Below are 22,316 nucleotides of genomic sequence, written 5' to 3'. Positions count from 1 at the left end.
AGATGATATTTATAGATACTTGTTTTGGAAAAAAAAGTGATGTTATGCCTATTTGGATGATGCGTCAAGCAGGTAGATACCTAGCTGAATACAAGGCTACTCGTGCTAGAGCAGGAGATTTTTTAAGTCTTTGTAAGGATTATAAATTAGCTAGCGAAGTTACGCTTCAGCCAGTGGATATACTAGATTTTGATGCGGCTATTATATTTTCAGATATTTTAGTAGTGCCACTTGAGATGGGCTTACCACTTAAATTTGAAGCAGGTGAAGGTCCTGTTTTTGATGAGATAATATCAAGTGAAATTGATGTAGAAAAATTAAATATAAATGCAGCTAGTAAATTAACTTATGTTTATGACGCTATAAAATTAACTCGTGAAAAATTAGCTTCAAATAAAGCTTTAATAGGATTTTGTGGTGCTCCTTGGACTTTAGCAACATATATGATAGAAGGAAAAGGCTCTAAAACTTATGCAAAAAGTAAAAGAATGATTTATGAAAATCCAGCCCTAGCACATAAATTATTAGCAAAAATTACTGAAGTTTTAAAAGAATACTGCGAAAATCAAATAAAAGCAGGTGCTAATGCTATTCAGATTTTTGATAGCTGGGCTAATGCGCTTGAGCCTAGTGCTTATTTGGAATTTGCTTGGAAATATATTCAAGATTTAGCAAGTTATTTAAAGACAAAATACCCACATATTGCAATAATTGCTTTTCCTAAAGGAGTAGGTGGTTTTATTGAATGCTTAGATGCAAAAATTGATGTTTTAGGTGTTGATTGGAGCACTCCACTTCAAGTAGCAGCAAAAACTCCTTATGTATTACAAGGAAATCTTGAGCCTTGCAGACTTTATAGTAAAAAAGCTATAAAAGAAGGCGTTGAAATCATAAAAGAACTTACAAAAGATAAGGCTCATATATTTAATTTAGGGCATGGAATTTTACCTGATATTCCAGTAGAAAATGTAAGATATTTAATAGATTGTGTAAGAAATGCTTAGTTTAATATCTCTTGGCGGGACAATTTCTATGCGTAATTTAGGCGAAGGAGCAATTCCTAGCCTAAATGCTGATGATTTAACAAGTTCATTTAAAGACATTAATGCAATAACTTTTAGCAATATCTCAAGTCCAAATATAACTTTTTCAATGTTAATTGAAGTTTTAAATCTTGCAAAAGAAGAGATTAAAAAAGGCTCTAGTGCTGTAATTATTACTCAAGGAACTGATACTTTAGAAGAAAGTTCATTTTTTTGTAATTTATTTTGGGATTTAGATGAGCCACTAATTTTTACAGGTGCTATGAAAAATCCTAGCGAGTTAGGAAGTGATTATCTAGCTAATATTAGCAATGCAATTACTTTAGCAAATAGTGAATTAGCAAGGGGTTTAGGTGTGCTTTGTGTATTAAATGATAGCGTTCATTCAGCACAATTTATCCATAAAAGCAATTCATTTAGTCTTGAAACTTTTACAAGTTTTAATCGTGGTTTGGTTGGAGAGATTAAAGAAGGTAGGTTTTATTTATTTAATAATAATTATAAAAGGCTAAAACTAAAGCCTTTAAAAGAAATTACTAAAAAAGTAGCCTTGTTAAAAATGTGCCTTGATTTTGACAATGATATGCTTGAATATGCTTTAAATAATTATGATGGTTTGGTAATTAGTGGCTATGGAGCAGGGCATGTAATGGCTAGAGCTATGCCAATTATTCAAAAAGCAAATATTCCAATAATTATGACAAGTAGATGTGAAAGTGGTAAAGCAGGTCTTAGAACCTATGCTTATGCTGGAGCTGAAGTTGATTTGATTAAAAATGGTGTAATTATGAGTGAATATTTAAGTGATGTTAAGGCTAGAGCTTTATTAATTAGTGCTTTATCTTTAGGAATTGCAAATATAAAAGGTATGATTGAAGAATTAATTTAAAGGCAAATAAATTGCCTTTAGTTCTGTAGTGCTAAAATTAGATTGTTATTAATTAGTGCTACAAATAGAAGAATTGATTTAAAGGCAAATAAATTGCCTTTAAACTTATAGTTTTTCTTTTATTTTTTCTGCATCAAATCCAAAATATTTAAATACATCCTTTTCTTTACCACTAGCGCCAAAACTATCCATTATGAAAAGCTCATCGCAGTATTTATATAATTCATAAGACCTTGCAGCTTCTATTCCGATAATCTTGCCTTTTAATAAAGATTTATCAAATTCCTTATCAAATAATTCAAAGCAAGGCATACTTAATACATTTATATTTTTATCTTTTGCAACTTCAAGTGCGAGTGCAACTTCACTACCACTTGCAATTATTGTAGCTTCTGCATTATCGCTATATTTTATAAAATAAGCTCCCTTGCTAATATCAGGAATGCTTGTATTTAAGCTTGGAAGTGCTGAGCGACTAAGTGTGAATGCACTTGGATTATTTAGCTTTAAAGCTACTTGCCAACAAGCTATATTTTCAGCCATATCAGCAGGACGGAAAGTGTATAGATTAGGAATATTTCTAAGAGTGCTGATTTGCTCAATTGGTTGATGAGTTGGACCATCTTCTCCTACTCCTATGCTATCGTGTGAAAATACAAAAAATGCTTTCAAATTCATTAAAGCCGCTAATCTTATTGAAGGCTTTAAATAATCACTAAATACTAAAAATGTAGCACAAAACGGATGCAAACCATATCTTGCCATTGCATTTATAATTGCACCCATTGCATGCTCACGAATACCAAAAGCTATATTTTTACCACCATTTCTAATATCTGCATAATCTTTTAGATAAGTTTTATTTGATGGTGCTAAGTCTGCTGAACCACCTAAAAATGTAGGAATTTGTTTTGCTATTTCGTTTAGACAAGCGTGGTTGCTATCTCTTGTAGCGTAATTTTTACTTAAATCAAGTTTAGAAAAATCCACATTTAAATCTTTTTTGCCTTCTAAATAAGCTATAAATTCTAATTGTTCATCATTAAATTTATTTGCTTTATCCCAACTTGCAAAATACTCATCACTTCTTTTACACATTTTCTCAAAGCCATTTTTAGCTTCGCTATCTATATAAAACTCTTCTTCATTCCAATTAGCTGCTTTTTTAGCTTTTAAAGCTAGTTCAGCACCTAGTGGTGAGCCGTGAGTTTTCTCGCTTCCTTCTAATTCACAAGCACCTTTTCCAATCTTGGTTTTAGCTATGATAATACTTGGACGCTCAGCATTTTTAGTCATTTCTAAAGCCTTGCTAATTTCATCAAAATTATGCCCATCAATAGTATAAACATCAAAGCCAACGCTATTAAATCTAGCCTTTATATCATCACGAAATGCTTGTTTTACATCGCCTTCAATACTAATTTCGTTACTATCATAAATTAATACTAAGTTATTTAAATTATGAACATTTGCTAAAGAACAAGCCTCATAGCTAATTCCTTCTTGCAAATCCCCATCTCCACAAAGGCAGTATATTTTATGATTTAACGAATTATTTAGTTTGCTACTAGCAAATTTTGCTGCCATTGCAAAACCAACAGCATTTGCAATACCTTGACCAAGTGGACCTGTATCTATTTCTACTCCGTGAGTTTTAATCTCAGGATGCCCTGCTGCAAGTGAGCCTAATTGGCGAAAATTTTTAAGCTCATCAAGACTTAAATTAAATCCACTTAAATGTAAAAATGAATATATTAAAGAACTTGCGTGTCCGCCTGAAAATACTAATCTATCACGATTTATATGATTTTTTGTATTTAGATTAATTTTTGTGCTAAGCACTGCTAAAATATCACTAAGTCCCATTGCTACGCCTGGATGACCACTATTTGCACGATTAATCATATCTACACTTAAAAATCTTAAATTATTTGACATTTTTTCTAACATTTATTTTCCTTTGTTAATTGTTATAAAGAATTGAAAATCCCCGTTTTTATTCTCGTCTTTAATATATCTTTGAATTAATATATTTAAAACACCGCTTTGTTGAATTTGTTTATTAAAATCTGCTTTAGTATTTACTATTACATTATTTACTCTTAGGATTTTATCTTTTAGCTTAAAGCCTAAATTTTTATTTGAAATTCCTATTACATTTAGATTATTATCTAAAGTTATTCCTAAAGAATTTGAAATCTGTTTTTTAACAATTGCTTTTTTTGTTGTAAATACTGGTTGTTCATATATTTTAGGACTTACAACAGAGCTTATATTAATTTCTTCATTATCTCTTAAAACTTTTAAATAAATAGTGCTTTGATTTTCTGCAAAAAGTATTCTTTCATTTAATGCCCTAAGTGATTCTATAGGCTTATCATCTATGCTTAAGATTTCATCATTTAATCTTAAGTTGCTATTAAAAGTAATACCACTTACAAAATATCTATCCCCTCTTTGAGTAAATGTAGCACCAATATCGCCCCAATAAACATCATTATATTTTTTAAAATGATTTAAATAGCGATTGCCTATGAATTCTCCATTTAATAAACTAATACCCAAAACCTTGCAACAAGGAGAATTTAATAAACCAATTTTTGTATTAAAATCAAGCTTATCTCTTTCAAACAAACCTTGAGCTAGATATTTTAAATGTCCTATATATTCTTTTTTAGCATCAATAATTCCTAGCCAATCATTTCTAGTTCTTGTTGTTTCATCATCTGTGATTGGCTTTATTAAAGAAAAATCAGTCCTTACTAAATAAAGATTTAAAAATGGGTCGTATTTAATGTATGAATTTAATTTTGTATCAGGTAATTTTACTACAGCTAAAAGATTTTCATCTAACACAAAAGCAGGTAAGCCTTCGTAATTTAACATACTTGCTTTATTTTTTTCATAACATGCTAAATAATCATCAAATGTAGGTCGCTCTACGCCAAATAAGGTCGCTACTAACATTAAAGATAATGCAAGTTTTCTCATTTTCCTGCCTTAAAAAACATATCAGCCGCAGCATTTTTTGTGCTTGAACTTGCACTTTCTAATGCTTCATTTAGTGCAGAAATTAATAATATTTGCATAGATGATTTGTCTTTTAATAATTCATCATCTATTTTTATATCAATTACTTGAAATTTGCCATTTACTTTAACTTCTACCATTCCAGCACCACTTTTTGCTACAAATTCTTTATTTGCTAATTCGTTTTCAAATTCTTTAGCTTTATTTTGGACATCTTGCAACATTTCTTGCATTTTAGAAAAATCAAAATCTTTAAACATATTCACCTTTCAATCTAATTTTTTCTTCATAATTGTGTATTTCATCTAAGCATTCAAGTGCTACTTTTTCATCTAAAAATGGATATTTTACACCTTTTATTTCTTGGTAATCTTCATCACCTTTACCTAAAATCATAACACATTCATTTTTATTTTGAGCTAAAAGTGCTTTATAAATTGCTAATCTTCTATCAATTACAATATTTATATTTTTTAATTCGTTTTCGCTTAAGCCATCTATCATATCTTTAAGAATTGCAATGGGTTCTTCATCTCTTGGATTATCACTTGTTAAAAATAAAGTTTTTGCATAATGACTAGCTATTTTTGCCATAGGAGTTCTTTTACTTTTATCGCGATTACCACCTGCACCTAATACTACTATTAATTCTTTATGCTTCATTGCTTCTAACACATTAGCAATTCCATCTGGAGTATGGGCAAAATCTACTATTATTTCTTTATTATATTTATTAGGAATGCTTTGCATTCTTCCCATTACCCCTGCATAATTAGCAATAGTATTAGTTAAATCATCTTTATTAGGTTTTACCAATTCATTAACACAAGCAAAAGCTGCAAGAAGATTATAGATATTAAATAAGCCTTTTAAAGAAGAGCTAATCTCATAAAGCTCATTTTTAACAGCAAAAACTGCTTCAATACCATCAATTAATGTATAAGCTTTTACACTATATAAAGCAGGATTTTCTATACCATAAGTAATAGCACCTTTTACATTATAAGAAAATTTATAAGCATCTTGATTTATTATTTTTAAGCATTCATCTTGAAAAAAACTTGCTTTACAATTTGCATAATTTTCAAAAGTTTCGTGAAAGTCTAAATGGTCTTGAGTTAAATTAGTATAGATTTTAGCAGTGAATTTCATATCTCCACAGCGATTTTGTGCAATTGCGTGAGAGCTTACTTCCATTACAAAATATTCGCAATTATTTAAAGTTGCAATTTGTAAATACGATAATAATTCTAATAAAAATCCTGTTGTTAAAGATTTTGCCGCAACTTTTTTATCATTACAAAATGCCCCACGAGTTCCACATAAAAATACTTTTTTACCTAAATCAAGCAATATAGAATAAATTGCAGCAGCGGTAGTGGTTTTACCATTTGTGCCTGTTATACCTATAATTTTTATATTTTCATCGATTTTTAAAAGTTCTCTTGCTTTTGCTTCGTTAATTACTAAAGCACCTTTAGATTTTGCATCGTTTTCGTATTTGGAATTTGAATTGGTTAGTAAAAAATAACAACCTTTTTCACATTCATTTGAATTATCTGTTATGTAAGAATTATCTAAATTAACTTTCATAGTTTTTCAAAAGCTTCCTTTCCACCTTCAAGATTTATTAACGAAATATTGCTATCAATTTGTTCTTTTAAAGCCCTTTCAAGCCCTAATTTTAAAGTGGTATTTGCAGCAGCACAACCATGACAAGCACCAAGTAATTTTATATAAACAACCCCGTTTTTAACACCCAAAAACTCCAAATCGCCACCATCATTATGAAGTATGTGAAGCTTTGATTTTAGGACATTTAAACAAGGTTCAATTAATTCTTCATCACTAAATATCATAATTTTTCCTTATTGTAATTTGTGTTATTGTGCTTTAATAAAATAAATATTCATTAACTAAGTTAGATGATAATTTTTATTTACAAATATTTTTTTAGGAGAATAAAATGGCAAAAGAATTAACAAGTGAAAATATTAATTTAGCTAAAAAAGGCGTTGCTTTAGTAGATTTTTGGGCACCATGGTGTGGACCTTGCAGAATGCTTGCACCTGCTATTGAAGAATTAGCAAATGAATTTGAAGGTAAAGCATTAGTGGCTAAAGTTAATATTGATGATTGTGAAGAATTAGCTGCTGAGTTTGGAATTCGTTCAGTTCCTACTATGTTATTTTTCAAAAATGGCGAAATAGTTGATACAGTAATTGGTGCTCAAGCAAAACAAGCTTTAGCTGATAAATTAAACTCACTATTATAATAAAATGATAAATCTAGCAGTATTTGGGGCAAATGGTAGAATGGGTAAGGAGCTAGTAAAACTAGCTTTGGCTGATGAGAATATTGATTTAGTATATTCTTTTACTAAGGAAAATAATGATTATAATGAGCTTTTTAAAGCTAATGTTATAATAGATTTTTCTACTCCTGCTGCTAGTGTTGAGTTACTTGAAAAAGCTAGCTTATTAGATAATCCACCAGCTTTAGTTGTTGGAACTACTGGGCTTAAAGATGAATATTTTAAAAAAGCTAAATCTTATAAAGGTAAGTTTTTTTGGGCTTCTAATACTTCATTGGGTGTTGCAATATTAAATGAACTTACGAAAATTGCTGCACTTGCTTTAAAAGAATTTGATATAGAAATTTATGAAAAACATCATAAACATAAAGTTGATGCTCCTAGTGGAACAGCTCTAACATTAGCAAAAAATGCACTTGAAGCTAGAAATAAAGCTTTAAATAAAGAGCATAAGATTTGCTTTAATAGAGAAGGCAAAAGAGAAGATAACGAAATAGGTTTAGTAAGCCTTAGAGGTGGTAGCGTTGCAGGGTATCATAGCGTTGGATTTTATGGAGATGATGAAAGTATAGAATTAATTCATAATGTAAATTCTAGAGTAATATTTGCTAAAGGTGCTATTAATGTAGCAAAATGGCTTATTACTAAAGAGAATAAAAATTATTCTATGAGTGATTTTGTAGGTGAATTATTAAATAAGTAATTATAAAACATATTTTATTTTTAAGGTTGCTTATAAAATTTACAATTAGTATTGCTTAATAACGAATAAAAATAATACCTTTAAACAATACAGGTTCAAAATTTATAATCGTTATTTGAGCTTAATTTTTACAATATAAGTGATTTATAAAAAGGGCTTTTGCTTTATAAAATGTTTTTAAAGTCCTTAAAATGTAATTTAATAATTTTTGTAAAACCTACTAAATAGATTTTAAAATCAATTTATATGTTAAAATTGATAGAATTTTTTATTAAAACAGATATTAAAATTTTTAAGAGAATTTAAACTAAGATATTTTAAAGCTTCACAAAATAAATTAGTATTCAAATTTATGGATTATATTTGCTTTATTAAAATATTTATAAATTTTTTTATTGCAGAGCAATTGTTGTTGTAAAATAAATTTGTTTTTATATTCTTTTATATTCATAAAACTATATATCAAACTAGAAATAAACTTATAATTCAAAGAATTTTATAAACATATTCTTATTGATTTATAAGTTTATATTTAATACTAATAAAATACATATTTTAAGTGATATTTAGAAATTACGATTTCTCGTAATTTCTTAGTTTTTAATGTAAATCTTTATTTAGTTTAATTGCTTTTTTATTAAAGCCTACTTGAAGTTTTCCATTAGTTGAGTTTAGTCTAAAGTGTAGGGCATTTAATCCTGATAATTCTTTAGCTTTATAAACATTTTTATCAAAATTAAAATTAGGATTTGCATTCTTAAGTCCATCACATAATAACAATTCAACCTTGCTTCCACCTAAAATTGCAATACCTGCATCAATTACACAATCATCTCCTAAAACTATTCCTGTAACACTATTTGCTCCTAATAAACATCTTTTACCAACACTAATTGGTGTGCCATCAGTCCCACTTAATACTCCTAAAATACTTGCACCACCGCCAACATCACTACCTTCGCCTACTATTGCAGAGCTTGAAATTCTACCTTCACACATTACCGAACCTAGAGTTCCTGCGTTAAAATTCACATAACTTGCACCTGGCATAATCGTTGTTCCATTAGCTAAATGTGCTCCTAATCTAACCTTAGAAGTATCTAAAATCCTTGTATTATCAGCTGGGATTATTGTTTGTAAATATCTTGGGAATTTATCTACAAAATCAATTTCAGGATAAGTTTTGCTAAATTTTAATTCAGCTTCAAATTCTCTTAAATATTCTAATTCATAAGGTTTTGAATTGCTCCAAGCAAGATTTTTTAATAGTCCAAAAGCTCCATTTAGATTAATCTCTCTTGGTTTTACGAATTGTCTTGATAATAAATGTAGTTTTAAATAAACACTAGCAATGCTTTTAGGTGCTTCATCACTATTTAGTGCAACTAGAAAAAATCTTTCATTTTTTATATTTTTTAAAGCTGCTTTTAGACTTATTATATTTTCGTGTCTTTTGCCATCGTTTTCAAAGCATTCAAAATGTTTTAAGATATTTTTGATTTGCTCTTCTTTAAGCTCGATACAAAATTCACTTTCATTTTTGTAATTATTTAGTGCTAATTCTTTAAAATATACAGCAAAAGTGCCGAAATTTTGCATATAATTTACATTTGCAAAATCAATATAAATTAATTCTTTGCTTTTTTGTCCGAAATACCCAACTCCTAAAGCAAAAGCAAGTGGTTTAAAAAAGTCTTTTTCGCTTTGAACTTTTTCACAAAATTCATTAAAATTATTCATAAAATCTCCTTAAATCATATAACTTGTTTGATATAAAGTAATTAGCTCTTTATAAAGGTCTTCATCACTTCGTTTTTCTATAATACCATTACTTGGAAATAATCCATCATAAATCATTTGAACATTTTTAAATCTATTAGGGTGCAAATGTGCTAATAGCTTTGCTGATATTTCTTTTCTTACTAAAACGGTTGGCGGGATTAGCCCTGAATGAAGCATTTCTCTAATCATTGATGAACGATATTTTATGTGATGATGAGCTCCGTGTGGGCATGATTTTGTGCTTACCATTACATTGCATTTATTACAAAATACAAATTCAGGTAAAACTATTAGCTCTAAGCCTGTTTTTTTAGATAATTCATCTATAGCTGTATGTGCTAAATTATTATCATAAAACAATCCTAAACCTTGATGGTTTTGTCCTATTACTAGCTTATTTGCACCAAATGAACTTGCCAATAAACATTCGTAATTTGGATCAAGGTAAGGGCTAAATAAATCTATGTTTTTTAAATACACAGGGAAAATTCTCTCAAGTGGTAAAAAGTTTTTCGCATAGTATTCAAAGCATTCTTTTTTTGCTTGAAAATTTAAAGAATTTGTATCATATCCTTCAACTACGAAAATTATCACTAAATCAGCCTTATCAATAGTCCATCTTAGCATTCTTTCGTGTGCTCTTGTGATTGGGTCGGCATTTAGGATTAGGGCTGTTATTTTTTTGGCATTATTTTTTTTGATTTTATTATTTAGAGCAGTTTTTACCTTTTTAAATTCATTATTAAAAATCTCAACCTTTCCTGCTATGCAAGGATTTAATTCTTTATCTAATTTGCAAGTATTTGCACTAAATATATTTGTATATGCTTTATCATTATCAAAAGTAGTTGCTTGAGTGATTTTTCCTACTTTTTTATCATTTAATATTAATGTAATTTCATTGTTAAATTGATAGTTTTTAATATTATCATTTAATTCATAATTAGGAGAAAAAGCTAAAGTACAGGCTGATATATTTTTATCAATTGTGGCGGAATTAAATTCCTTAAAAACTTCTTCTTTATTTGGTAAATATCCATTGGTATTAAAAGAATTAATTTCAATTAAACTTAGTATACTTAATTCTTTTTCAGTAATTTTTATTTCTTTTATTTTATTTTTTATTGATTCCATATTTTCTCCTTTTTTCCCAAAGTGATTTTCTGCTTAATCCTAATTTTTTACTAAGCTCTGTATCAGAATAGCTTTTTTGCCAATTAATTATCATATTTTTTATGTAATCATCAATTGTTAGAATTTCTCCTAATGCTAGTGTATTTGAATTGTCTTCTAGCTCAATTATGTTAAAGCCTTCAATATCGGCATTTCCATTAGTGTGAAATATAAAATTTTGCCCTTTACTAAGCTTGATAATTTGTTCTAATTTAGAGCCTTTTAAAACTTGAAAATTTGTAAAATATCTAATATCTCTATCTCCTACTAATAAATTATTTAGATTAAATGAGCTACTTAAATCAGTAAAATGAATATTTACATTATGAGAAAATACATAATTAAAAACATAGCTATCTGCTAAGATTTGCTTATTTGTTTTTATTAGTGTTGGAAATACTAATCTTTTTGCTGTATGAAATTTTGAATCAATAACTGATTTTATATAGCTACTTAGTGCGGTATTTTGAGCTTTTAGCTTGTTGTAGCCATAAAAATAGTTTATTTTTCTAATAAGTTCTTCTATCATAAAAGGTTTTTGTATGTAATCATACGCTCCAGCTTCAATAGGCATACTAACTGTATCACTACTCACATAAGAAACTAACAATAATATAACGCTATTTTTATGATTTTGAATAACTTTTAAAAAATTATCTATATTAGTAGATAGCAAAATAACATCATAATATTTGTTTTTTATATCTTTAAAATCATTTGCAACTTCACAAATATATCCAGCATCATTTAGCTTTAAAGCCATACTTTGAGCTAAGTAAATCTCATTTTCAACTATTAATATTCTCATACTCGCTCCAATCAAATAATTTCATATTAACAACTACGCTTACGCTTATACCTTCGCATCGCCCAACAAAACCTAGTTTTTCTGTTGTAGTAGCTTTTATATTAATATTGCTTGTTTTTAGGGTAGTGATTAAATTTTTTAGCATTTCTTGTTTATATTTTAATAGTTTTGGTTTTTCAGCACATATTGTAATATCAGCATTAATTAGCTCGTATCCATAAGATTTGCATTTATCATAAGCAAGTTTTAATAATTGCATAGAATTTGCGTTATGATAATTATCATCATCAGGGCTAAAAGCAGCCCCAATATCTCCTAAGCCACAAGCTCCAAATAAAGCATCAGTAAATGCGTGAGCTAATACATCTCCATCAGAGTGTGCTTTTAGAGCATATTCTTTTCCTAGTCTTACACCTGCTAAGATTAATTCTTCATTTTTATTATCTTCATCTAATTTATGCCCTACATTAGAGTGGCAAAACTCATGCACATCGTATCCATATCCAACAAAAATATCTTTACTTGGCTTTGCTAGATTGAGTAATTTTAATTTTTGCAAGTCATTTTTTGTAGTTATTTTAAAGCTTAATTCATCTCCATTTATAGCTTTTATTGTTCCGTTATTTGCTAATATTGCCGAGCTTTCATCTGTAAAATTTTTTAAATTCGCAGATTTTAAAGCAGAGCTTTTGCTAAGTTGTGGGGTTTGAACCAATCTTAGTTCATTTCTATTTAAATAGCATTGTTTTTCTTCATTATAAATTGTATCAACAATTTTAATAGCTGGAAAAACGCAATCATAATTTTTAGCATTTAATATAAGTTCGTTTAATACATTAGGATTAATAAAAGCTCTTGCTACATCAGTAATTAAAACATATTGAGAATTTACTTTTTCTAAAGCATTTTCAATACTTTCAAATCTTTCTTTACCGCCTTTAACATAAATATAATTTGGCTCTTTAACTTCATAAAAACAAGGCTCATCACAAACAATTATTATTTTTGAAAACTTATATAATTTCTCAAATTCTTTTGCTAAATATAGCCATAATGGGGATTTGTTTATATATAAATTTTGCTTTTTACAAGGTAAATTAAACCTAGTAGAATTACCTGCAGCTAATAAAATAAGCGTTATATCCAACATAATTATCCTTAAAATTATGATTTTGAGTAAGTTTTTAACATAATTTTATTTAAATCTTATCTAAAATGTAACATTTTTATAAATTAAATTAAAAATTGTTACATTCCGTAACAAGTTATAAAGATACTATGATTTTTTTAGCGGGAATTTGAAATTGAATTACATCATTTATTGAGTAATTTTTACATAATTTATTTTTTTTACCAATTGCTTTGATGATTTGATTATTGAAATTTAATGTAAAATAAATTAGCTCATCTTTAATATCTATATTTTGAATAATTGCATTAAAGCTATTTTCTTTATTATTTTCTAATTCTATAAAATTAATTTTTGTTATTAATATAACTTCATCAAATAATTTTAGATTTAATTCAGTAAGAGCAGCTACTGAAATATTTGCTTTTATTAAGTCATCACCGCATTTGCAAGTTAGATTTATATAATTTTTCTCATTTTTAATCTCAACTATTTTAGCCTTAATTTTATTTTGAGCTGATAGTTTATAGGTAAAATCATCATTGAGTTTGGCTTTAAATTTGCAAAACTCTTCATATTTTTTTAATATATCTTCACTAAAAGCACTTAATTTACTTCCTTCTTTTCTTGAAGTATTTGAAAATAAATTATACTCACTAGCTTTGCTTATTTCATCAAGACTATCCCAAGCATTTTTATAAGAAATATTCAAATTCTTAGCAGCTTTGCTAATGCTTTTGTCTATTTTGATTTGTTGCAAAAGTAATATATGTTTTTTTGTAATTTTTACATTATCATTTAAAATAAATTCAATTTCTAGATTAATTTTCATAGTTTGTTCTTAATATTTTTTTGTTATTATTTGCTAAAAATACTAAATATGGAGTAATTTTGTGATAAAAAAAATATTTTTTATTCTTTCTTTGATTACACTAGTAGTTGCGAACGAAATTGATGATTTTGAAGCAGAATTTAATCAAGTAGAAAGGGTAGATAAATTTTATAATTACAATAAAGCTGTTACTAGTTTTAATTATGCAGTTTATAATATGAGTTTAAGACCACTTAGCAATATTTACAATACTATCACTCCTCCAATAGTTAAAAAAGGTGTTAATAATTTTTTCCACAATTTAGGGTCTCCGCTTAGATTTATTACTTTATACTTGAGTGGAGAATTTAAATCAGGAACTGCTGAATTAGGAGCATTTTTAGGTAATACCACATTGGGTTTAGGTGGTATTTTAAGACCTTTTAAATATGAAAAAGAAAGTGATTTTGGCTTGATGCTTGCTAGATGGGGTGTTCCACCAGGAGAGCATATTGTTTTACCATTTTTAGGACCTTCAAATGTAAGAGATGCTTTAGCTTTGCCGTTTGATTATGCTTTAAAGCCTAATTTTTATTTAACTAATAATGCTAGTATTAGCGTTTCTACTTTTGGGCTGATTGATAAAACAAGTAGTAATTCTGTTTTAATTAATGAAGCTTATAAAAGTATAAATCCTTATGTAACAATAAGGGATTTTTATGAAAAAAACCGAAAGGAATTAGAATGAAAAAATTATTAATAATAGCTTTAAGCTTAGCAAGTTTATATGCTTACAAAATTGATACTTTTAAAGATGACATTGTTTTAGATGTTGCAAAAATACAAGATATCTTTAAGGGTGATGGCAACGATAAATCACAAGATTTATTTAATTTATTAAAAGATGATTTAGATATTGAATTAATGACGAAATTAGTTCTTTCAAAAAATGCTAATGAGTTAAGCGCTGAAAAATTAGCAGAATTTCAAAGTATTTTTATAGAAAGACTTAAAAAAGATTTTTCATCTAAAATTGATTTGGTTAAAGGCAGCAGCCTTGAATTAACAAGCACTAATATAGATGATAAAAGATGTCAGGCAAATATGAAAGTTGAGTATGAAGAACAAGTTAAAGAAATGATATTTAAGTTTAGAATTATCAATAACGAATGTAAGTTATATGATATTGATATTTTAAATACAAGTTTAATAGCTAGTTATAGAGCTCAGTTTTTAGATATTATAAAACAGAGTGGAATTAATGGCTTATTTGAAAAGCTTAAATGAATAAAATAATTAATTTTCTTCTTGTAAATTCTAAAAAAGTTTTTATGATAACTCTATTAATTTGTTTAGGGTTATCATATTATTCTACTAAGATAGAAGTTGAAGCAAAATCAACTAGCTTTTTCTTAGAAGATGATAAGGATTTACAACTATTTAATGAAAGTATAAAAACTTTTGGTTCTCAAGATTTTTTAGTATTAGCCTATAAAAGCCAAGGCGATGTCTTTAGTATTGAAAGTATTGAAAAACTTCAAAATATAGAAAAAAAACTATTAAAAATAGATGGTGTTAAATCAGTTCTTAGTATTTTAAATGCTCCATTATTTTTAAGTGATGGAAAAAGTATAAATGAAGGAGCTAATTTATTAAAAGCTAAAGATGAAATAAGTAAAAATAAATTTTATTTAAAGAATTTAATTAGCAAAGATTATTCGGTTGTTGATTTTTTAATATATGCAAATAACCCAGATGATTTGATTGTTACATTAAAGCAATTTGCGCTTGATAATGATTTGATTTTAGGTGGGATGAGCGTTATTGCAAGTGATATGATTACTTATGTTAAATCTGATTTATATGTTTATGGAATAGGGTTGTTTGTATTATTATCAATTGCTATTTTTATATTTTTTAGAAGTTTGTATTTTGTATTTGTTTGTATGTTTATATGCTTAATTTCTCTTTTTAGCACGACGGGAATTTTGGCGATTTTGGGTTATAATATAACCGTTATTTCAAGTAATTATGTAGCATTGGTTTTAATTATTACAATTTCTGTTATAGTGCATTTATTATCTCATTTTTCAGAACTTATAAATTTTAATAAAAATACAGATAGATTAACACAAGTAAGACACACATTATTAGCTAAGGCTAAACCTAGCTTTTATGCTATTTTAACAACCGTAGTTGGGTTTTTAAGTCTTGTTTTTTCAGGAATAAAACCTATTAGTGAATTAGGTGTTATGATGAGCATTGGTATTAGTGTTAGTTTGCTTTTATGCTATTTATATTTGCCTTATTTGTTACTTGCAAAAAAAGATTTTAAAAATGTATATTTTGCTAAAGAGCCTAAGTTTTTATTGTTTTGTGCAAATACTGCAATAAATCATAGAAAAATAGTATATTTTGTAAGCTTGATAATAGTTGTTTTTGCTATTGTTTCAATTCCAAAGCTTAGTGCTGAAAATAGTTTTGTGAATTATTTTAAAGATAGTAGTGATATTAAAAAAGGTTTATTATTAATTGATGAAAAACTAGGTGGAACGCTTCCGTTAGATGTAATTGTTAAATTTAACGATGAAGACGATGAACAAGCTGATGAGTTTGCTGAATTTTTAGATAATAGTGATAAGTACTATTTAACACCATCAAAAGTAGAAATTCTAAAAAAAATTCATAATTTCTTAGAAAATCAAAATTATGTAGGCAGTGTTTTAAGCCTTTATTCGCTTTTAGATTTTGCAAAATCTATGAATAATGGTAAAGATATTGATGGCTTTTTGCTAAATATATTGCAAAATAACCTTGAAGAAAGCACTAAAAAGCAAATTATTTATCCATATTACAACGAAAAATCAAAAGAATTTAGAATAGCAATTAGAATGGTTGATAGTGATAAAACTTTAAAAAGAGCTAAATTTTTAAAAGATTTAAATGATAATTTAAGAGAACTTACAAAAAATGATAATATAAATATTCAAGTAAGTGGAGTTATGGTGCTTTATAACAATATGCTAAGCTCACTTATAAGCTCTCAAGTAGATACTCTTAATTTTGTTATACTTAGCTTATTTGCATTATTTTTAATAATTTTTAGAAATATAAGATTTAGTATTATTGGAATAATTGCTAATTTGATTCCTATTTCATTATTGTTTGCGATTATTGCTTTTAGCGGGCTAAGCCTTGATTTAATGAGTATTACAATTGCTGCAATTTCTATTGGAATTGGAGTTGATGATATAATACATTATGTGCATAGGTTTAAAGAAGAAATCAAAAAAAGGAATTTAAATGATGCTATTAGGGCAAGTCATCAAAGTATTGGTTCAGCACTTTACTATACAACTTGCACTATTGTTTTAGGATTTTGTCTTATGATGAGCTCTAATTTTACACCTACTATTTATTTTGGATTACTGACTGTTTTAGTTATGATTTTATTATTATGCGGTTCTTTGTTTTTATTGCCATCACTTATAATTAGTTTATATTTTAAGGGTTATTTTAAAAACGAATTATCGAAGAAGGATTTAAGTGCTTAAGTTTAATAATATAATTTGGCTTTTAAGAAAAAATTTTTTTATTACTTTTATTTTACTTGTATTAGTATTATTTTTTAGTTTTTATGTAAATTTTACAACAGTCAATGATAAACTAATTAATAATAACAAATTGATTTCTCATAGTATTCAAAATGCTATAAAACAGCATAAAATTAGACTAGATTTATATTCAAAAGCACTTGAGATGAATCCTAGTTTAAAAAATTTAGACTTAAATACATTTTCAGCATTTTATTATCTTAATGAAGATGGAGAAGTTTTAGATAAAATTAGCAGTGATGAAGTTGACCCTTTAAAAAAATTCATAGAAATTAATACTAGGAATTTAACTGGCAAAACTACTTATATTAGCGAATTAATTACTACTAAAGACTTACAAAGTAGCATATATTTTGCAAAAAAATTAGAGAATAATAAAAATACATTTTTGGTTGCAAAGCTTGATTTAAAAGAACTTTTAAAAAGTGTTAATAAATTTAATACTGATTATATATTGGTAGATTCTTTTGGTAATGTTTTGTATTCAAGTAATCAATCAAAATTAGATTTATCTGTCAATGTAAATGAGTTTAGTTACTATTGGTATTTATCTGGAATTTATCAAACAGCAAGTAATTCTGATAATATTATTAAAGAAGTAGAATATAGCGGCTTTAATGTGAGAAGCTTTATATCTGTAAGCGAGTATTTTAATTATTATTTTGTATTAAGTGCATTTTTGCTAATAATATTAGTTATGTATTTTTGGAACGCTTATCTTGATTCTATGTTGGTTGAAAATGGTTTAGTAAGACAAGTAAGGTATTGCTATGATTTACAAGGTGCTAGCGATATTGATGAGTTTCAAAATTTTGAGCTAATAGAAGGCTCTGATTTAGAAGATTTGCAAAAACAAACGGCATTTTCAGTTCTTGAATATAAAGATATTAAAAAAGAATATAGAGAATTAGAACAAAGACTTAGCTCTATGTTTAGTAAAAGCACAATTCCTATGCTAATGATTGATGCTTTTACGGCTAAGATTTTTAAAGCAAATCAATCAGCACTTGATTTTTATAATCAAAAAATTACAGGTATGTCTAAAATGAATTTGTATATGCTTGGTAAAAAAGAGCAAAGAGATACCATTATAGACCCGATAAATTTTGCAAACAATATGCAAAATTCTATTAAAAATCAAGGATTTTATATACAAACTGAACACTATGTGAATGGAGAAGACTTTAAAGAAGTTAAAATATATCCATTCGTTATGAGATCAGAGAGATTTTGCTACGATATTTTGATGATTTTAGATACTAATATGGTTAGTAAAAGTTATGAAAATATTAAATCTCAATATGAAGCTTTAGAAAAAAGTTTCATTATTACTATGAATTTTACCCTTAAAGGTGGTAAGTTAAAAATAAGAAGTTGTAGTAAAAATATAGATAGAATTTTAGGCTATACAGCTTTAAGTTATGCTTATTTTAAAGAGCTTTTACATAAAAGTAGCTATCCTGCTTATATTGAATTTTTATTAAAATTAAAAAATCTTAAAGATAATAGTTTTACAAATTATTCTAAAGTAATTGAACAAAATTTATATTTAAGACAAAATAATGGTAGATATGCAGAATTTAAAGTTAGCTTTAATATTTCAAGAGATTATAATTATGATAGTAAACAAGCTAGGTTTTTAAACATAACAGCTCATCTTGCTTTATTAAAACAAGATATATTAGAAGATGAAATAAAAGAACCTATATCTTTTAGTGATATTTATAAACAAAGTAATTCTATCATAGGTATATTTGATAAAGAATTTAAATGTATTAGTGCTAATAAAGAACTAAGAAATTTATTAAATACTCAAAATGTACCTAAGATATATTTAAAAGACTTGTTAGCAAAAGAACAAGATAAAATTATTGCAAATATATTAGATGGCAAAACTTGTTCTATTAAGGATATTGTTTATTTAAAAGACTTTAATAATATATTGCATCCTAATAAATTAAGCTATGTTGTAACTAAGAATTCTTTAGGTGAGAATTTATATTGTTTAATTTTTAGACAAGAATACGACCCAGCAGAATTGGATAATTTTGTTGTATTTTGCAAAAATAGAATTGTAAATAATGAGAATTTAGATATTTTGTATTGCGAATATTACTATAAAGTAATTGGCAATAGAATTAACAATAATGAATCTTTTGATAATTTAGATTTTGATAAATTCTTAAATAATATTAGAAATTTTGATTTTACTAATGAAGAATTGGCTATTAAAGCAGATTATATGAGTAGATTAGTATCTTTAGTGAAAGAAAAAAATAGAGATAAAATTATGCAAATGTATGAAAACGGAAATAATATTTTTATAGGAGATATATATGAGCAAAGCTGACATATTAGTAGGTATTCAGTGGGGAGATGAAGGTAAAGGCAAAGTTGTAGATAAATTATGCGCTAACTATGATTTTGTATGTAGGAGTGCAGGAGGACACAACGCAGGTCATACTATTTGGGTTGATGGAGTTCGTTATGCTTTACATTTATTGCCTAGTGGTATTTTACATCATCGTTGTAAAAATGTAATAGGAAATGGGGTTGTATTAAATCCTGAAGTTTTGATTACAGAAATGGCTCAATTTGATAATTTAGAAGGTAGATTATTTATTAGTGATAGAGCTCATCTTAATTTAAGTTATCATGCACAAATTGATATTGCTAAAGAAAAATTTAAAGGTGATAATGCAATAGGAACGACTGGTAAAGGAATAGGACCTTGCTACGCTGATAAGATTTCAAGAAGTGGGCATAGAGTAAGTGAGTTGCTTGAACCTGAAAAACTTTGTAATGCAATTTTGAAAGATTTTGTGATAAATAAACCATATTTTGATACTTTAGGCGTAAATGCACCTGATGCAAATGAGCTGTTGGCTAATCTTAAAAGATATAAAGAAATGTTAGCACCATTTATTTGTGATACTACAAGACTTATATGGAAAGCTTTAGATGAAGATAAAAAAGTCTTATTAGAGGGAGCTCAAGGTAGTTTATTAGATATTGACCACGGAACTTATCCTTATGTAACTAGCTCAACAACTATTGCTGCAGGAGCTTTAAGTGGTTTAGGATTAAGTCCTTATGAAGCAGGCAAATCAATAGGAATAGTAAAAGCTTATACTACAAGAGTTGGACACGGACCTTTCCCTACAGAAGATAAAACAGAGCAGGGCGAAAGAATAGGCGAAATAGGAAAAGAAATAGGTGTTAGCACAGGTAGAAAAAGACGCTGCGGATGGTTTGATGCAGTAGCTGTAAGATATACTGCTAGATTAAATGGGCTTAGCGAACTTGCTTTAATGAAATTAGATGTTTTAGAAAATTTTGATAGCATTAAGATTTGTAAAGCATATGAATATAAGGGCGAAATAATTGATTATGTTCCAGCTGATTTAGAAAATGTAAAACCAATTTATGAAAGTGTTGATGGCTTTGGTAAAATTTATGGAATTAGAAGATATGATGATTTACCTGTAAATGCGAAAAAATATATCTCAAAAATTGAAGAATTAGTTGGTGTAAAAATAAAAATGATTTCTACTTCTCCTGAGCGTGAAGATACAATCATTTTATGAAATTTAAACAAATATTAAGTGTAAAAAAGCAAGCTTTACAAAATGCAGAGCTTGCTTTAAATAAAGCAAAACTTAAAAAAACTGCAATTGAACAAGAATTTGAATTAGTAAAAAAAGAATTAGACACATATCCAGAACCAAAAACTATACTTGAAATAAAATTAGCAAATGAAGCGATTTTTTTTAATTTAAATAAACAAAAAGAATTACTAGAAAAAATTAGTTTATGTGAAAAAGAGATAGTGCATTTTACTCATTTGTATAAAAAAGCTTCGCTAGATTATGAGAAAATAAAATACTTACACGATGAAGAAATTAAAAAAAAGAAAAAAGAATTTGAAAAAAAACAAGCATTAGAGTTAGATGAAATTGCAACAATGAGATTTTTTGCAGCTAATCAAGATATAAATTAAGTTTAAGGTTTTTAGTAAGATATTCGATAGTTTATTAAAATAAGGCTATAAACTAAAAATAGCTTTATTTTAGATATACAACCGATATTCAAAAGAATATAATTAAAGCAATTGTTAATAATAAAGATAAATATAGTAATATTTTTTTATACGGAAGAAGAAAAAACGAAGTATTAAGTATTAAGTATTAAGTGGGAAGATATAGATTTTAAAAACGAAAGCTATATAATACGCTCCGAAAATTGTAAAATCTCTAAAACTATGGAATATTCATTAACACCACTTTTAAAAGATAGATTAAAACTACATTTTGAATGGACTTTTTTCAATTCCGAAGAAGATTTCGTTTTTACAAACCCAGATACGGCAAATAAATATATAGATTTACGCAGAGCTTGGAATAACTTTTTAAATAAAAACAATCTACCAAAAATGAGACTTCACGACATAAGGCATTTAATAGGAACTTATGCTATTAATCATTTAGGACTTAGTATGGAAAGCGTAATGCTTACCTTAGGACATTCAAACATTACAACTACACACGGCTACTTAACACGCAATAAAAACCTTTCAAAAATGGTAATTAATAGCATTTTAGAAAGTATCATTATTCCTAATAATAATGATGATTTACAGAAAGCCGAGTAAATAAAAAAACTTCAATTGGGGTTATTAGGGGTTTACCCCTAATTAACAACGAACACGCCAAAGCGTGTGAGTGGAAGCATTGAAAAACGAAGTTTTTCACACTCTACCTATTCTAACGCATAAAAACGCCCTTTATTTCAAAAATCTACTAAAAACAATGATAACTCTTTCTTATTAGCCCTTAATAACTTTAAGCTTAATTACGCTTATTTAAAAGCTATATCTTAGAGTTTATAAAATATAATGCTAAATTATGTAAAAAGAGCAATAAAGGGCGTGAGTTATGGCGGGGGGGGGGGGGGGGGCCCACCCCGGAACGAACCCCCCCCTGTCTTTTTTTTAAAAATTGCGGGGTTTTAAAAATCCCCC

21 protein-coding genes are annotated in these 22,316 nt (G+C 27.3%); 11 read left to right on the top strand and 10 right to left on the bottom strand.

The genetic code is table 11. The annotated features are described in order from the left end of the window. Positions 1 to 2: 2 nt before the first annotated feature. On the top strand, positions 3 to 1,004 hold the full coding sequence (gene hemE / locus AVBRAN12654_RS05915; protein ID WP_336612618.1) for a uroporphyrinogen decarboxylase: 1,002 nt from the start codon (positions 3 to 5) through the stop codon (positions 1,002 to 1,004). Beyond that, complete coding sequence (locus AVBRAN12654_RS05910) at positions 997 to 1,932, top strand: asparaginase (protein WP_336614127.1); 936 nt, start codon at positions 997 to 999, stop codon at positions 1,930 to 1,932. The genes hemE and AVBRAN12654_RS05910 overlap by 8 nt, the downstream gene beginning before the upstream one ends. A 105-nt stretch (positions 1,933 to 2,037) precedes the next feature. Here AVBRAN12654_RS05910 and AVBRAN12654_RS05905 read toward each other — a convergent pair whose 3' ends face one another. From AVBRAN12654_RS05905 to AVBRAN12654_RS05885, 5 genes are read right to left on the bottom strand one after another with little or no spacing between them, the layout of a single operon-like run. Further along, positions 2,038 to 3,882, bottom strand: coding sequence for a transketolase family protein (locus tag AVBRAN12654_RS05905; RefSeq protein ID WP_239803550.1), 1,845 nt, complete (start codon positions 3,880 to 3,882; stop codon positions 2,038 to 2,040). Continuing rightward, a complete protein-coding gene (locus tag AVBRAN12654_RS05900; RefSeq protein WP_214117224.1) occupies positions 3,883 to 4,923 on the bottom strand; it encodes a DUF7488 domain-containing protein in 1,041 nt (346 codons plus the stop codon). Beyond that, entirely contained in the window at positions 4,920 to 5,222 is a 303-nt protein-coding gene (locus AVBRAN12654_RS05895) for a YbaB/EbfC family nucleoid-associated protein (protein ID WP_214117222.1), read from the bottom strand. Before AVBRAN12654_RS05895 ends, AVBRAN12654_RS05900 begins: the two co-directional genes overlap by 4 nt. Further along, positions 5,215 to 6,555, bottom strand: a complete 1,341-nt coding sequence (locus AVBRAN12654_RS05890) for a UDP-N-acetylmuramoyl-L-alanyl-D-glutamate--2,6-diaminopimelate ligase (protein ID WP_336614126.1) — start codon at positions 6,553 to 6,555, stop codon at positions 5,215 to 5,217. The genes AVBRAN12654_RS05895 and AVBRAN12654_RS05890 overlap by 8 nt, the downstream gene beginning before the upstream one ends. Beyond that, entirely contained in the window at positions 6,552 to 6,824 is a 273-nt protein-coding gene (locus AVBRAN12654_RS05885; RefSeq protein WP_214117289.1) for a NifU family protein, read from the bottom strand. Before AVBRAN12654_RS05885 ends, AVBRAN12654_RS05890 begins: the two co-directional genes overlap by 4 nt. Positions 6,825 to 6,928: 104 nt before the next feature. Between AVBRAN12654_RS05885 and trxA the strand changes: the two genes are divergently transcribed. Then, positions 6,929 to 7,237: a thioredoxin gene (trxA, locus tag AVBRAN12654_RS05880; RefSeq protein WP_214117217.1), complete on the top strand. Its 309-nt coding sequence runs from the start codon at positions 6,929 to 6,931 to the stop codon at positions 7,235 to 7,237. 4 nt (positions 7,238 to 7,241) lie between these two features. Next, positions 7,242 to 7,979, top strand: a complete 738-nt coding sequence (gene dapB, locus AVBRAN12654_RS05875) for a 4-hydroxy-tetrahydrodipicolinate reductase (protein ID WP_336614125.1) — start codon at positions 7,242 to 7,244, stop codon at positions 7,977 to 7,979. A 600-nt stretch (positions 7,980 to 8,579) separates the two neighbouring features. On the opposite strand, the gene AVBRAN12654_RS05870 is transcribed toward dapB, so the two are convergent. The 5 genes from AVBRAN12654_RS05870 to AVBRAN12654_RS05850 all read right to left on the bottom strand — a co-directional run bounded on the left by AVBRAN12654_RS05870 (position 8,580) and on the right by AVBRAN12654_RS05850 (position 13,703). After that, positions 8,580 to 9,719: a tetrahydrodipicolinate N-succinyltransferase N-terminal domain-containing protein gene (locus AVBRAN12654_RS05870; RefSeq protein WP_214117213.1), complete on the bottom strand. Its 1,140-nt coding sequence runs from the start codon at positions 9,717 to 9,719 to the stop codon at positions 8,580 to 8,582. 9 nt (positions 9,720 to 9,728) lie between these two features. After that, positions 9,729 to 10,895 carry a sulfate adenylyltransferase gene (locus AVBRAN12654_RS05865; protein WP_214117211.1) on the bottom strand — a complete coding sequence of 389 codons (1,167 nt, stop codon included), beginning with the start codon at positions 10,893 to 10,895 and terminating at the stop codon, positions 9,729 to 9,731. Next, on the bottom strand, positions 10,876 to 11,742 hold the full coding sequence (locus AVBRAN12654_RS05860; protein WP_214117208.1) for a response regulator: 867 nt from the start codon (positions 11,740 to 11,742) through the stop codon (positions 10,876 to 10,878). Before AVBRAN12654_RS05860 ends, AVBRAN12654_RS05865 begins: the two co-directional genes overlap by 20 nt. Further along, entirely contained in the window at positions 11,723 to 12,892 is a 1,170-nt protein-coding gene (gene ispF / locus AVBRAN12654_RS05855) for a 2-C-methyl-D-erythritol 2,4-cyclodiphosphate synthase (protein ID WP_214117205.1), read from the bottom strand. Before ispF ends, AVBRAN12654_RS05860 begins: the two co-directional genes overlap by 20 nt. 115 nt (positions 12,893 to 13,007) lie before the next feature. After that, positions 13,008 to 13,703 carry a molybdenum-dependent transcriptional regulator gene (locus tag AVBRAN12654_RS05850; protein WP_214117195.1) on the bottom strand — a complete coding sequence of 232 codons (696 nt, stop codon included), beginning with the start codon at positions 13,701 to 13,703 and terminating at the stop codon, positions 13,008 to 13,010. A 61-nt stretch (positions 13,704 to 13,764) separates the two neighbouring features. On the opposite strand from AVBRAN12654_RS05850, the gene AVBRAN12654_RS05845 reads away from it, so the two are divergent. The 7 genes from AVBRAN12654_RS05845 to AVBRAN12654_RS05815 all read left to right on the top strand — a co-directional run bounded on the left by AVBRAN12654_RS05845 (position 13,765) and on the right by AVBRAN12654_RS05815 (position 21,947). Next, complete coding sequence (locus AVBRAN12654_RS05845; RefSeq protein WP_336614124.1) at positions 13,765 to 14,430, top strand: MlaA family lipoprotein; 666 nt, start codon at positions 13,765 to 13,767, stop codon at positions 14,428 to 14,430. Beyond that, positions 14,427 to 14,969, top strand: a complete 543-nt coding sequence (locus AVBRAN12654_RS05840; RefSeq protein ID WP_336614123.1) for an MlaC/ttg2D family ABC transporter substrate-binding protein — start codon at positions 14,427 to 14,429, stop codon at positions 14,967 to 14,969. The genes AVBRAN12654_RS05845 and AVBRAN12654_RS05840 overlap by 4 nt, the downstream gene beginning before the upstream one ends. Before the next feature lie 44 nt (positions 14,970 to 15,013). Then, on the top strand, positions 15,014 to 17,236 hold the full coding sequence (locus AVBRAN12654_RS05835; protein WP_336614122.1) for an efflux RND transporter permease subunit: 2,223 nt from the start codon (positions 15,014 to 15,016) through the stop codon (positions 17,234 to 17,236). Further along, on the top strand, positions 17,229 to 19,646 hold the full coding sequence (locus AVBRAN12654_RS05830) for a hypothetical protein (protein ID WP_214117186.1): 2,418 nt from the start codon (positions 17,229 to 17,231) through the stop codon (positions 19,644 to 19,646). Before AVBRAN12654_RS05835 ends, AVBRAN12654_RS05830 begins: the two co-directional genes overlap by 8 nt. Beyond that, positions 19,633 to 20,883 carry an adenylosuccinate synthase gene (locus AVBRAN12654_RS05825; RefSeq protein WP_214117184.1) on the top strand — a complete coding sequence of 417 codons (1,251 nt, stop codon included), beginning with the start codon at positions 19,633 to 19,635 and terminating at the stop codon, positions 20,881 to 20,883. The genes AVBRAN12654_RS05830 and AVBRAN12654_RS05825 overlap by 14 nt, the downstream gene beginning before the upstream one ends. Then, on the top strand, positions 20,880 to 21,296 hold the full coding sequence (locus AVBRAN12654_RS05820) for a hypothetical protein (protein WP_214117182.1): 417 nt from the start codon (positions 20,880 to 20,882) through the stop codon (positions 21,294 to 21,296). Before AVBRAN12654_RS05825 ends, AVBRAN12654_RS05820 begins: the two co-directional genes overlap by 4 nt. A gap of 186 nt (positions 21,297 to 21,482) precedes the next feature. Further along, the gene (locus tag AVBRAN12654_RS05815) at positions 21,483 to 21,947 is read left to right on the top strand and encodes a tyrosine-type recombinase/integrase (protein ID WP_336614135.1); all 465 of its coding nucleotides are present in this window, start codon (positions 21,483 to 21,485) and stop codon (positions 21,945 to 21,947) included. Positions 21,948 to 22,316 lie beyond the last annotated feature (369 nt).

This window comes from Campylobacter sp. RM12654 (assembly GCF_020137585.1).
Taxonomy (GTDB): domain Bacteria; phylum Campylobacterota; class Campylobacteria; order Campylobacterales; family Campylobacteraceae; genus Campylobacter_E.
Note: the sequence above shows the minus strand (reverse complement) of the source record. Positions and strands in the feature narration are given on the sequence as shown.